Annotated in this window: 15 protein-coding genes and 1 tRNA gene; 3 read left to right on the forward strand and 13 right to left on the reverse strand. The window is 41.1% G+C overall.

The genetic code is table 11. From position 1 onward, the window contains the following. Positions 1 to 81: 81 nt before the first annotated feature. On the reverse strand, positions 82 to 1,275 hold the full coding sequence (metK, locus tag HMPREF2571_RS07875; RefSeq protein WP_045772072.1) for a methionine adenosyltransferase: 1,194 nt from the start codon (positions 1,273 to 1,275) through the stop codon (positions 82 to 84). 279 nt (positions 1,276 to 1,554) lie between these two features. Here metK and birA point away from each other — a divergent pair, with 279 nt between their 5' ends. Continuing rightward, positions 1,555 to 2,493: a bifunctional biotin--[acetyl-CoA-carboxylase] ligase/biotin operon repressor BirA gene (gene birA / locus HMPREF2571_RS07880; protein ID WP_013990695.1), complete on the forward strand. Its 939-nt coding sequence runs from the start codon at positions 1,555 to 1,557 to the stop codon at positions 2,491 to 2,493. On the opposite strand, the gene HMPREF2571_RS10365 is transcribed toward birA, so the two are convergent. From HMPREF2571_RS10365 to miaA, 4 genes are all read right to left on the reverse strand, one after another. Continuing rightward, the gene (locus HMPREF2571_RS10365; RefSeq protein ID WP_002883500.1) at positions 2,480 to 2,665 is read right to left on the reverse strand and encodes a DUF3272 family protein; all 186 of its coding nucleotides are present in this window, start codon (positions 2,663 to 2,665) and stop codon (positions 2,480 to 2,482) included. The genes birA and HMPREF2571_RS10365 overlap by 14 nt on opposite strands. Before the next feature lie 217 nt (positions 2,666 to 2,882). Then, positions 2,883 to 4,535, reverse strand: coding sequence for a DNA polymerase III subunit gamma/tau (gene dnaX, locus HMPREF2571_RS07885; protein ID WP_013990696.1), 1,653 nt, complete (start codon positions 4,533 to 4,535; stop codon positions 2,883 to 2,885). Continuing rightward, on the reverse strand, positions 4,535 to 5,035 hold the full coding sequence (locus HMPREF2571_RS07890; protein ID WP_282098161.1) for a GAF domain-containing protein: 501 nt from the start codon (positions 5,033 to 5,035) through the stop codon (positions 4,535 to 4,537). The genes dnaX and HMPREF2571_RS07890 overlap by 1 nt, the downstream gene beginning before the upstream one ends. A gap of 33 nt (positions 5,036 to 5,068) precedes the next feature. After that, the gene (gene miaA, locus HMPREF2571_RS07895) at positions 5,069 to 5,980 is read right to left on the reverse strand and encodes a tRNA (adenosine(37)-N6)-dimethylallyltransferase MiaA (protein WP_070847656.1); all 912 of its coding nucleotides are present in this window, start codon (positions 5,978 to 5,980) and stop codon (positions 5,069 to 5,071) included. 75 nt (positions 5,981 to 6,055) lie between these two features. On the opposite strand from miaA, the gene HMPREF2571_RS07900 reads away from it, so the two are divergent. Then, entirely contained in the window at positions 6,056 to 6,232 is a 177-nt protein-coding gene (locus tag HMPREF2571_RS07900) for a DUF3042 family protein (RefSeq protein ID WP_003092510.1), read from the forward strand. Between the two features lie 363 nt (positions 6,233 to 6,595). On the opposite strand, the gene HMPREF2571_RS07905 is transcribed toward HMPREF2571_RS07900, so the two are convergent. The 3 genes from HMPREF2571_RS07905 to HMPREF2571_RS07915 form a co-directional block, all read right to left on the reverse strand. Further along, positions 6,596 to 6,745 carry a hypothetical protein gene (locus HMPREF2571_RS07905; protein WP_371106576.1) on the reverse strand — a complete coding sequence of 50 codons (150 nt, stop codon included), beginning with the start codon at positions 6,743 to 6,745 and terminating at the stop codon, positions 6,596 to 6,598. Between the two features lie 294 nt (positions 6,746 to 7,039). Further along, positions 7,040 to 7,282 carry a hypothetical protein gene (locus HMPREF2571_RS07910; RefSeq protein ID WP_013990700.1) on the reverse strand — a complete coding sequence of 81 codons (243 nt, stop codon included), beginning with the start codon at positions 7,280 to 7,282 and terminating at the stop codon, positions 7,040 to 7,042. Between the two features lie 205 nt (positions 7,283 to 7,487). Continuing rightward, positions 7,488 to 8,201 (reverse strand): phage minor head protein, encoded by a 714-nt coding sequence (locus tag HMPREF2571_RS07915; protein WP_014633218.1) that lies wholly within the window; start codon positions 8,199 to 8,201, stop codon positions 7,488 to 7,490. A 119-nt stretch (positions 8,202 to 8,320) separates the two neighbouring features. Here HMPREF2571_RS07915 and HMPREF2571_RS07920 point away from each other — a divergent pair, with 119 nt between their 5' ends. Beyond that, entirely contained in the window at positions 8,321 to 8,770 is a 450-nt protein-coding gene (locus HMPREF2571_RS07920) for a site-specific integrase (RefSeq protein ID WP_239665625.1), read from the forward strand. A gap of 11 nt (positions 8,771 to 8,781) precedes the next feature. On the opposite strand, the gene HMPREF2571_RS07925 is transcribed toward HMPREF2571_RS07920, so the two are convergent. From HMPREF2571_RS07925 to HMPREF2571_RS07945, 5 genes are all read right to left on the reverse strand, one after another. After that, positions 8,782 to 8,853 (reverse strand) — tRNA-Arg (locus HMPREF2571_RS07925). 50 nt (positions 8,854 to 8,903) lie between these two features. Next, positions 8,904 to 9,251: a 50S ribosomal protein L19 gene (gene rplS / locus HMPREF2571_RS07930; RefSeq protein WP_002883489.1), complete on the reverse strand. Its 348-nt coding sequence runs from the start codon at positions 9,249 to 9,251 to the stop codon at positions 8,904 to 8,906. 127 nt (positions 9,252 to 9,378) lie between these two features. After that, entirely contained in the window at positions 9,379 to 10,605 is a 1,227-nt protein-coding gene (locus HMPREF2571_RS07935; RefSeq protein WP_049553836.1) for a voltage-gated chloride channel family protein, read from the reverse strand. Then, positions 10,602 to 10,886 carry a chorismate mutase gene (locus tag HMPREF2571_RS07940; protein ID WP_049553837.1) on the reverse strand — a complete coding sequence of 95 codons (285 nt, stop codon included), beginning with the start codon at positions 10,884 to 10,886 and terminating at the stop codon, positions 10,602 to 10,604. Before HMPREF2571_RS07940 ends, HMPREF2571_RS07935 begins: the two co-directional genes overlap by 4 nt. A 73-nt stretch (positions 10,887 to 10,959) precedes the next feature. Then, on the reverse strand, positions 10,960 to 12,495 hold the full coding sequence (locus HMPREF2571_RS07945) for a ClC family H(+)/Cl(-) exchange transporter (protein WP_049553838.1): 1,536 nt from the start codon (positions 12,493 to 12,495) through the stop codon (positions 10,960 to 10,962). Between the last annotated feature and the right edge of the window lie 17 nt (positions 12,496 to 12,512).

Genomic DNA, 12,512 nt, shown 5'->3' on the forward strand with positions numbered 1-12,512 from the left:
TGTGCACTTATATTGTATATTCAAGAGACAAAAAAACAGAATTTATATTAAAATTCTGTTTTTTGGAACTAATTTTATTCGTTAAGCTTCTACAGCTGCTTTGAGGGCATCTACCTTGTCCAATTTTTCCCATGGAAGATCGACGTCCGTACGTCCCATGTGACCATAGGCCGCTGTTTGACGATAGATAGGACGTTTAAGATCAAGCATTTGAATGATACCTGCTGGACGCAAGTCAAAGAGATCGCGGACAGCAGCTTCAAGTTTGCTTTCAGCAACTGTCGCCGTTCCGAAAGTATCAACACGGACAGACACAGGGTTAGCAACACCGATAGCATAAGCCAATTGTACTTCTGCTTTCTTAGCAAGACCAGCAGCTACGATATTTTTGGCAATGTAGCGAGCTGCATATGAAGCTGAACGGTCAACCTTAGTGGCATCCTTACCAGAGAAGGCACCACCACCATGTCTTGAGTAACCACCATAAGTATCAACAATGATCTTACGACCAGTCAAACCAGAGTCTCCTTGAGGTCCTCCGATAACAAAACGACCTGTTGGGTTGATAAAGAATTTAGTCTCATCATCCAAGTATTCGGCTGGAATAACTGCCTTAATGACTTTTTCAATAACGTCTTGACGAATTTGGTCGTTAGTCGCTTCAGGATCGTGTTGTGTTGAAATAACAACTGTATCAACGCGTACTGGTTGGTCATTCTCATCATACTCAACGGTAACCTGAGATTTAGCATCTGGACGAAGGTATGAAATCTCACCAGATTTACGCAAATCTGCCAATTTTTTAACCAATTTATGTGAGAGGCTAACTGGAAGTGGCATAAACTCTGGAGTTTCGTCAATAGCAAAACCAAACATCAAACCTTGGTCACCAGCTCCGATAAGATCAAGTGGATCTTGATCACCAGTTCCACGAACTTCAAGTGCTTCATTGACACCTTGAGCAATATCTGGAGATTGTTCAATCAATGATGGGTGAACCCCAACAGATTCTGCCGCAAAGCCGTATTCTGCATTGTTATAACCAATTTCAGCGATAGTATCACGAACCACACGGTTAATATCTACATAAGCTGTTGTAGAAACTTCACCGAAAACATGGACAGAACCAGTGTAGACAGCTGTTTCTGCTGCAACGTGTGCATCTGGATCCTCTGCTAAAATCGCATCAAGAATGGCATCTGAAATTTGGTCTGCAATTTTATCTGGATGCCCCTCAGATACTGATTCAGACGTGAAAAGTTTACGTTCTGACATATAAAATGTCCCCCTTTTAATATGAAAAATAGTATTAGACAGCACGGATTTAACCGTCTCCTAATAGGTAAAACGCTATACTCCTAATGGAGCTAGACGCCGTTAAAAAGTTACAAAGAACCAACAGCCAACTCTAGAATGACTGTTGCCTTATCGGGACTTAATAACTACCTTCCATTATATCATGTTTTTTCAGTCTAGTCATATAGTTATTTATTATCAAGCCTTATCAATAAGTTATAGTGAGCATTTTGCCATCATTTGTATTATACTTAGGATATGAAAACTTATGAACACGTTTATGACATCTTATCGAAGAGTCCTGACTTTGTGACGGGAGAGAGCTTGGCTAAAAGCCTTGGTGTCTCACGGACAGCCATTTGGAAGGCAATTCAAACACTTCAAGAACAAGGAATTGACATTACAAGTGTCCGCAAGAAAGGCTACTATTTAGAAAAGGGAGATATTCTTCTTCCTCAAGACATCTCTAAGCAACTCAACATTCCAGTCTACTTTAATCCAGATTCTAACTCTACCCAACTAGATGCTAAACATGGCATGGAAAAGAATAATCCGACGCCTGCACTTTACCTGGCATCAAGTCAAAAGGCAGCCAAAGGACGATTTGAACGTCACTTCTTTGCCAGTCCACAAGGTGGTATCTATATGAGTATCCACTTAAAGCCCAACTGTCATTTTGAGGAGTTACCACCTTATACGATGATGGCGGCAGCTGCTATTGTCAAAGCTATCCAGCGTCTAACTGGCATCAATACAGAAATCAAATGGGTTAATGACATCTACCTCAACAACAAAAAAATGGCTGGTATCCTTACCGAAGCCATTAGTTCTATCGAATCTGGTCGCATCACAGATGTCATTATCGGGGTTGGGCTTAACTTCTCAATCAGTGATTTTCCTGAAGAGTTAGCTAATAAAGCTACTAGTCTTTTTACTTCTGAAAAACCAAGCATTACTCGAAACCAGCTCATTTCAGAAATTTGGAGACTCTTTTTAACCATTCCTACTAGCGATTTGGTCAAGGTCTATAAAGAAAAGTCCCTCGTTTTAGACAAACAAGTGACCTTTGAACAAGCTGGAAAGACTTATACTGGTGTTGCCAAGGAAATTGGCGATAAGGGCCAACTTCTCGTTCTTACTGATGATGGTCGGGAAAAATGGTTGACCGCTGGCGAAGTGAGCCTTACTTCTTGGTAGACTTGTCGGCTGCACGCGCAATGCGTGAAACAACGTAGGTTGTCCAAAGACGACGAAACAGTAAATACCCAAAAAAGGCTGTAAAAAAGTAATAGCCGTGTTGTAAACTGTAATTAAAACAAACCGTTTCAAAAATAGTTTCAAGCGTTATAAACAAAATTTGTTGAATCATAAGATTATTATATCAATAGATAGAGCCTAGGACAAGCAGTCTAGGCTCTTTTCATTTTTACACGGATGGACCTTCCAATTATTAGCTTCAGAAATCTATCAAATTACACTTGACTATCTCGCCATCTAACTTACTGGGATTGGACCTAAAAAGGTCCACTGAACAGCCTCGCTTTTGGGTTTCTTGGCTCGGACCTAAAAAGGTCCACTGGACCTTTTTAGTCCTCTATTTCTACTACATCAGAGAGAAAGTCGAGTTCTTGAGGGATATACTCTTCGCGATCTTCTTTTTCCAATTCTTCTTTGGATTTGAGACTTCGTGCAAATTCTGTTCGGAGTTTTTCAAATTCTGCTTTTGGAACAGCCATAATATTAGGTGAGAAACCGGCAGCTGAACTCATGATATTGCCAAACATATCATTGAGATCACTGCGTTTCATGACCTGTTCAGCATTAAAAGCGGCATTAAATGCCAGGATAGCATTTTCCTGATTGGCCAGTACAGGCTCGGAGCCATTCAAAAGTGCCCTATTTTGTGGGCTAATAGAATCCAAGATTTCAGGCCAAGTTGCCTTTAGGGCATCCAGACACTGGCGTGATTTCTGCGGATTTTCCATGGTTTCACGCATAATAGTAAGAATCTTTTCACGATCCACCTTGTACTGATAAGCAGGTTTGGCTTTTCGAGTTGGTGCTACTTCTCCTTGGGCTTTGCCCTCTTTAAGAGCTTTACGTAGACCTTCTACCTCGCGACGAAGACTATCTAACTCTTCTTGCAAATTCCCCGGAATTTCTTGTGAAGCCTGAGTATGAGTCTCTGACAATTTTATAGTCAGCATTTCCGCATAGATTTTAGGATGTGTTCCAGTTTTAATTTCTGGCAAGGCACTTGTAACCAAGTCAATCAATTGGAAAAGTCGGTCTTGCTCCAGAGAAAGATTCTCTTCAAAAAGGGGACTATGGTGACTGTTCTCTCCGCCCGCTTTGACAATCAAAAGATCACGGAAATACTCCAAGAGATCCGTCGCAAAACGGCTCATAGACTTGCCATTATCAAAAAGAGTTTCAAGATTTGATAAAGCTTGCGTAGTCTCTTGATTGCGAACGTTAGCGACAAAACTGTCTAGGGCTGTTAAACCAATAGAACCTGTGATTTCTTCAGCTACGGCTTGGCTGACATGATTGTCCGGAGACAGACTCAGTGCTTGGTCTAAGATTGACAAAGCATCACGCATACCACCTTCCGCACGACGAGCAATAATGGTCAAAGCCTCATCATCAAAGGTTAATCCTTCTTTTTCCAGAATTGAAGCCAAATGTTCTTTAATAGCTCCCTGCTTGATCGATTTAAACTCAAAACGTTGAACACGAGAGAGGATGGTTGCTGGAATCTTATGTAATTCAGTGGTCGCCAGGATAAAGACCACATTTTCAGTTGGTTCTTCCAAAGTCTTCAAAAGAGCATTGAAGGCACCTGTCGAAAGCATGTGAACCTCGTCGATAATATAGACCTTGTAAGTCGCACGACTTGGAGCATAGGTCGACTTATCACGAATCTCACGAATCTCATCCACACCGTTGTTGGAAGCCGCATCAATCTCGATAACATCTTCGAGACTTCCGTTAGTAATATCGCGACAAATATCGCAGTGATTACAAGGCTCACCATCAACTTGATTAGGACAGTTCATAGCCTTGGCAAAGATTTTCGCCGCACTGGTTTTACCGGTACCACGTGGCCCAGAAAAGAGATAGGCATGGCTGATTTTCCCTGACTCTACCGCCTGTCTGAGCGTGGTTGAAATCACTTTTTGACCAACCATTTCACCAAAGGTCTGACTACGGTATTTACGATATAAGGCTTGATACATTAGTTTACCTCAAACATTCCAAATGTAAGCTCGGTTTTCTCGAGTAGAATTTTGATAAACGCTTCCAGATAATCTTGGTCTACGTCGTTATAGTCTCCTACTTGGTGAGAATCCAAATCGAGAACACCAACTAATTTGCCATCTTTGACCATTGGTACAACAATTTCACTTCGAGCAGCGGAATCACAAGCAATGTAATTGGCGTGTTTGGTGACATCTTCGACAATTAGGGTTCTATTTTCTGCTGCAGACTGGCCACAAACACCCTTACCTAGGGCAATTCGAACACAAGAAACATTACCTTGGAAAGGGCCAAGGATTAACTCATTCTTGACATTATCCATCAGGTAGAAGCCTGTGAACACAGAATTTGGTAGGGTTGTATTCAAGAGAGCTGAGGCATTAGAAAAGTTGGCCATAGCATTGTCTTCATTGGCAAAAAGCACCTTAGCCTGTGCTAGCATTAATTCATAGGCTGATTTTTTTTCTTCGTTAGTCATAACTACCATTATAGCAAAGATAGGTTCTTAAAACTAAGATTGACCTACCTTTTCTCCTTCCCTTTCATTTAAAAATAATTCAAGATCTTGAACGACATTTTTAGGATATTCTGGACTAGAAATCTGATAAAACTTAACAGTCATTCGATTTCTGAACCAGGTTAATTGACGTTTAGCAAATCGACGCGTATTTTGCTTGAGTTTTTCCAAGGCTTCGTCCAAGCTCTGGTTCCCAGCAAAATAAGGAAACAACTCCTTGTAGCCTATACCACGAGCTGACTGGGCATTAGGATAATTTTCGTACAGCCATATGGCCTCTTCCAAGAGACCATGTTCAACCATCTTGTCTACTCGTGTATTGATGCGGTCATAGATCAAGGAACGTTTATCATCTAATCCGATAAGAAAGGGATCATAAGTCGTCTCAGTATTTTCAAGATTCTCCGAAAAACGATGAAGTTCAAGTGCTCTAATGGCACGACGACGGTTAATCTCTTTAATCTCAATACCTAAGCGATCAATTTTTTCAAAAAGTTCCTGATCAGATAATTGCTCTAATTCCGAGCGATAGGCTAAAACCTGCTCCTGATCTACCTGTCCCCCTAGGTGATACCCTTCTAGGAGACTTTGTAAATAGAGACCTGTTCCTCCTACTATAATAGGCAGCTTGCCACGACTAACAATGTCAGAAATGGCAACCTCTGCCTCTATCACAAAATCATAGGCTGAATAGGACTCATCAACATCGCGAACATCAATCAGATGATGCACTGCTGCTGCCTGCTCTTCAGGAGTGGCCTTGGCGGTTCCTATATTCAATTGTCGGTAAACCTGCTGGCTATCTCCTGAAATAATTTCGCCATTAAAACGCTTGGCCAATTCAATTCCAAGCGCTGTTTTTCCTACAGCAGTAGGACCAGCTACTACAATAAGTTTGGTTTTCATAATGTTTTCACTTGCTATTCTAGATATTTTTTTAGATAATATAAGCATATTATAACATATACGGAGGATAGTCTCATGGCTAAAAAACATTCATTTGCTAAAGGTCTTGCTACTGGCGTTCTTGGAACTGCTGCTACCGTTGCAGGTGCCGTTTTCGCAGTTAAAAAGACAATTATCGAACCAGAAGAAAAGAAATTGGCTTTCATCGAAGAAAATCGTAAAAAAGCAGCTCGCCGTCGTGTAAGTCGCTAATAATGAGAACCAGGGAAACCTGGTTTTTTACTGTTATTTTTAACTCTTCATCTATGACTAGGAACAGAGCCAAATTGAAAAGAAAAGAAAAGAAAAAATATAATATCATTACATTTGTGAACTGCACCCCAAAAGTTAGACAGAAAAAAATTAACTTTTGAGGTGTTTTTCTTATGAAATTAACTTATGGGGACAATGTTCTGGTCTATGAATTTTGAAATCAAGAAAAAATTAGACGAACTTTCAAATAAATTTGGAATAATCGTTTACAAACATAGGTACATACTTAAATTGATTAATCGTTACGAAATAGAGAGCATCAAAAAAGGAAAGAATCATTGATACCTTGGTTTGGTTGTTAACCTAGTCGATTGTTTTAGTAGTTGTAATTGCGAAACCTTGATCAACAACTTCAACTTCTGCTTCTGGAGTATTGCCAGATTGCAAATCTGACTCTTCTGGAGTTGTACCGAAAACGGTAGAACCCAATGAACCATTTGGCACCAAAGTCAAATGACCATCTGAATAGAATTCGCCAATTGCTCCTTTGTCATTTCGATATTGTTATCTTGTTCCATAATTTCCTCCCACCTAGTCCCCTAGTTGTACACCGTCAGAGCCACGAATGAGGTAGCTATCCCCTTCTAGTCTCATCTGAAATACTACGTTACAAGCCACGCTAGTATTGTTTATTTAGGGCTTAAATTAGCCCTATGCGCTGACGAGGTATCGAACCCCAAAGCCCTTTAGCTAGCACGGCTATCAGCGCATAAGAAAAAGCCGTATTGCTACGACTTCAATTATTTATTAAGCATACCTTACTTCGACGTTTTCCATCAATTTTGGCAGTGTAACGCCGTCCAGTTTCAGTTCTATGAGCTCATCAAACGACTTTACGATTATCTCCTTGCCATCGTAAACAACAACTATGTTATTTTCTGATTCAGGAAGAATGCTAACAGTTTTACCATCAACTTCAAAATCTGCATCCCAAAGATATTCGCAAAGTTGTTTTAATTCCTTTAGGTTTTGACTATAAGACATCGCCATTCTCACTCCTCTCTTCATCAGTTAACTTCCTGGTTGTTCTCTTCTTGGCTTTTGATTTACTAGGTTCGTGGTAATCAATATCGTGAGCGTATTCCCTGTTTTTTCAAAATGAATGTTTATCTGGTTATCTGTGATTCGTGAAGTGAATATCCTTATACCTCATACCATCATAGTTATAGAAAGAACACCCAAGAATATCACCGTTCTAAGCATTGTGTTGAATCACCTTTCTCGCCTCCCCGACAGGGTGCGGAGTTCCATTGATTACTTCATCCACTTGTACAATACCATTTTCATTAATTTTATGCAATTTCTCTTTGTCCAAATACACTTCAGCAACTGCACAATGACAATATGGGGGCATAGGCGGGGCATTTAGTCCGCTATCAATCTTGTCAATTGGAACAGGTTCCTTCTCGGTATCACGGCCAACCTGTTTACAATAATCGCAAGCTCTTGAATCTGGCATGAGTTTGAAATACTCAAAACCGTTTTCTTTCATAATATCTTTCTGCGCCAAAGTTTGAACTCTAGCATGTTCCGTGATACCTAAACGCTCTGCATTAGTACGGAGCACATCCATGTGTTTTCTAATGCGTCTCGCAATCGTTAAGCCGTTATTTCCACGAATTAAAGCCCTCGTTACCTCAGTTCTAACAAGTTGCCGTAGCTGAGCATTTCTACCCCAGATACGCTCCGACCATTTAGCGCCTTCGAAATTAGCGTTAACAGCCGTCGTCATGTACCTTTCAAGTGTTTTCTTGTTAGGCACCGTCTGATCAAGCAGGCTTCCTCTTACAATTTCGCTCTTATAGCCATTCATCAGATAATCGTTAGTTAATTGACGTTCGCCTTCAGATAAAACCAATAGTTCGAGTTCTAACTCTTGGATAAGAAGCTCTTGACGACCAACAGACATAGAAAAGTTGTAGTCTCGAAGCTCCTTGTTTGCCTCTGGACTAAAATCTTTGTCAGCTACATACTGTTTAGCTTATAGGTAAAACTGGTATCCGTTTTGCTGAGTGTCTAGGACTGACAGTGGATGATATCAACCGAGATACTGGCATGCTGTCAGTCAATAAGACATGGGACTATAAAAACAATACTGGTTTTTTACCGACCAAAACAAAAAGCAGTATCCGAGAGATACCGCTTGATGATGAATTTATAAAATTTATTGACCAGCTACCACCTACCGAGGACGGCAGACTGATGCCTTCCTTGTCCAACAATGCAGTTAATAAGACCTTGCGTAAAATCATTGGGCGTGAAGTACGTGTCCACTCGTTAAGGCACACTTATGCCAGCTATCTAATAGCCCATGATATCGACTTGATTTCTGTATCGCAAGTTTTAGGACATGAAAACCTAAACATCACACTGGAAGTTTACGCCCACCAGTTACAAGAGCAGAAATCACGCAATGACGAAAAGATAAAACAAATTTGGACAGAATGTGGACAAAACGCTTTAAAACCGCATGGTTAAAGGCTTAAAAATGTCCCCTGCCGGAATCGAACCAGCAACGACTCCTTAGGAGGGAGTTGTTATATCCATTTAACTAAGAGGACTTATGAAAAAATCTGCCACGAGGACAGATTTTTTATGTGAAATCTGTAAATTATTTACGGATTTCTTTGATACGTGCAGCTTTACCTTGCAAAGCACGCAAGTAGTAAAGTTTAGCACGGCGGACTTTACCGTAGCGTACAACTTCAATCTTTTCAACACGTGGAGTGTGGATTGGGAAAGTACGTTCTACACCGATACCGCTTGAAATTTTACGAACTGTGTACATTTCTGAGATCCCTTGACCTTTGCGTGAAATAACTACACCTTCAAAGATCTGGATACGTTCACGAGTTCCTTCGACAACTTTCGCGTGAACGCGAACTGTGTCACCAGGACGGAATGATGGGATGTCAGTACGAAGTTGACCTTCTGTCAAACTTTGGATCAATGGATTCATTTTTATATACTCCTATCTTACTAATCTTAAGAGCAACCTCTGTGTCTCAGCGGATTAGCCGTTATTTTTGTGTGTCCATTACACACTCTTAGTATCTTATCAAAAAATTATCAGGATGTCTAGTATCTTATTGCATTTCTAGCATTTTTTGTTGTCCATAAATGCTCGTCTTATGATTTATGAGATAAGCAAAAGCCATGACAATCGCGTAAGGGACTGCATTAGCGGGACCAAAGACTTCAACGCCAATGAAAATAGGGGCTAAAAGGGTATTGGTACTGCTACCAAAGACAGACAGATAGCCTAGACCTGCTACAAGTGGAATTGGAAGTCCTAAAACTGGTGCTAGAACAGCACCAAGACTGGCTCCGATAGCAAACAAAGGGGTTACTTCTCCTCCTTGGAAACCAAGAGATAGGGTAAAGACGGTCAAGAGCAATTTCAAGAGCCAATCCAATGGATAAATGGTCCCACCACCAACACTTAAAGCAATCAAATTCGTTCCAAGACCTGTATAGCGTCCCTTCCACAAAATCAAAAGAAGACAGGTTAAGACGACACTTCCTAAGAGAACACGATAATAAGGATTTGGGAGCAGACTTGCTACTTTCTTTTTAGCTAGTGACAAGAGATAAGCAAAGAGATTTCCTGCAATACCAAAGGCCAAACCTAAAAGAGCTAATTTCATAAACGTCTCAAGGTCAATAGTCAAACTTTCGGAGACAAAGTGGCTAAATTTTTCAAGACCTAAGAGATGGCTTGTCGTACTAGCCATAAAAGATGCAATAAGAGTCGGTACCAAGATTGGCAGACTTAACTGTCCTAGGGTCAAGACCTCAAGCGCAAAGAAGGTCGCAGCGATTGGTGTTTGGAAGAGTCCTCCAAAACCAGCGGCCATACCCATGATCAAGAAAATACGTGAAGCATTCGGGAGCTTAAAATAGCGACTAAAAGCATGAGAAACTGTGGCCCCCAGTTGTACAGCAACTCCCTCACGACCTGCAGAACCCCCGAAAAGGTGGGTCAGCCATGTGGTTACAGTCACAAGTGGAATTAACCTTAGGGGGACTTGATCCTCCTCATTATGTCCAACCTTGAAAATCAAGCCCATTCCCTGTGCCGCCTTACCCGCAAACTTTTGGTAAAGGTAAACTATCAAAAGACCTGCTAAAGGAAGTGCCGGGACTAGATAAAAGAGATGGTGGTCACGAAATTCCGAGAGTCCTATCAGCACGCGCCCAAAAACAGCATCAATCAGTCCAACCAGCACCCCTAACAAGATTGCATAAAGACTTAACATTACTAAATGTAAGTAAGAAAGACCTTGACTATCACTTAATTGTTTTACTTTCATTCTAGATACCTACTTTCTTCCAGCTTACTTGCTTGATAAATGCGTGAACGCTTCATAATATCCGCAAAACTTGCGACGATAGCTTCTTTATATTCGGGATTAAGGACACTAGCGCCTACCTTGTCTAACAGGGCCTGCTCTCGTTCGGGATCATAAATCGCCTTTCCGGTGCGTTGTTTATAAGCACTTACTCGAGTTACCAATTTCATACGTTCTTCCAACAAAGCCACAATCTCATTATCAACGGTGTCTATCTGTTGGCGAATCTCATTTAAGTCCATACTGACCTCCTTTTTTCTCTTCATTATAACAAAAATGACCTGAGGACAAAAGAGCCTCAAGCCATTGAATTGCTTATAAAAAGAGTTTTCTTACCTGACTGATATTACTTTCATTAACAACCAGATACAGGGTTGCTCCTGCTTTTAGACGTGTGTCTCCATGAACAACCTCAGACTGGTCTTGAAAAATCTGAGTGGAAATCAAAACTCCATCAGGTAAGGTTAAATCCTTAACCAATCGACCAGCTAGACTATCTGTAACCGGTAAGTCAATCATCGTCGGTATATTATCAACTTGCTCTGGTTTGTGAGCGATTAGATTGTGAAGCATGGCTTCATAGACAGGTTCTCCTCCCATGAAATCCATGACTAGATAGGCAATCAGGGTCACGACACCAATTGTCATCAATTGGTGAAGGTCACCCACCATCTCAGTCACTAAAATCATAGCAGTTAGCGGTGCCTTAGATACCGCACCGAAATAACCAGCCATACCAAGAATGATAAAAATAGGGAACTGACTGACTTGTAAGAATCCTAGATTTTCAAAAGCTGCCGCAAATACACTACCAGAAAGAGCACCTAGGGTCAAAATCGGCAAGAAAATCCCACCAGGAAAACCTGAACCAAAGGACAACATACTCCAAACAAAGCGAATAGCCAAATAGAGGATAGCCACAGCTAGAGCAGGATGTAAACCATTTAGAGCAAGAATCAATTCATTCCCACCACCTAAAAGATGTGGAAAATAGAGACCAATAGGAATGATAAACAGAACTGCCAAGAGGCCATGAAAATGAGATGGCAAGTGGAAGATTTTCCCTAACCCTTGGTAGGCCTTACCAATACGTAAGACAACCCACTCATAACCGTATCCAAGCACACCTAGAAAAATCCCCAAAACAATAAGAATCCAATAATCTTTCAAAGGAAATACGGGTAATTTTTCTGTCATAGCAAGGACCGGTACCTGGCCAAAGATGCGTAGAGAAACAGCATTGGCCACTAAAGATGCTGTTAAAGCAGTCACCCAAACATGACGAGAGAAATGATGATAGACTTCTTCGACGACAAACAAAAGACCAGCAATTGGGGCATTGAAGGCAGCAGATAACCCTGCTGCTGCTCCTGCAGCAATCAAGACACGCTTCTCACGCGCAGAGAGCTTAAGTCCCTTGGCTAATCCCTTAGCAGTCATAGCACCTAATTGAATACTAGGTCCCTCACGTCCCAACATCAGTCCCATTGAAATCCCAAGGACTCCACCTAGGAATTTACGCCATAAAACTGACCACCAAGACGGATGTAAGAGCCCCATCAGTTCACCTTCAACATGGGGAATCCCTGAGCCCTTTATGTCTTTTTCCTGCTTAATAAGGTAACCAATAAAAAGGGCAATCAAGAGATTAACAAGTACAATTCCCAGAATCAGAAGTGGATTACGAAGGGCGTCTTCGTAAATAGCTACAGAAAATGCGGCCCCTTTGGCAATTAACCAGCGAAAAAGACTGACCACTGCTCCTGCCGTCACCCCCACTAAGAGCCCTCGCCAAACGGACCAAAGAAGATGTTGAGATTGCGTCCTAAAATCTCTTTCTATTTCATTCATAAAAACTCCATTTTTGA

Source organism: Streptococcus sp. HMSC068F04 (assembly GCF_001837455.1).
Lineage (GTDB): Bacteria > Bacillota > Bacilli > Lactobacillales > Streptococcaceae > Streptococcus > Streptococcus salivarius_D.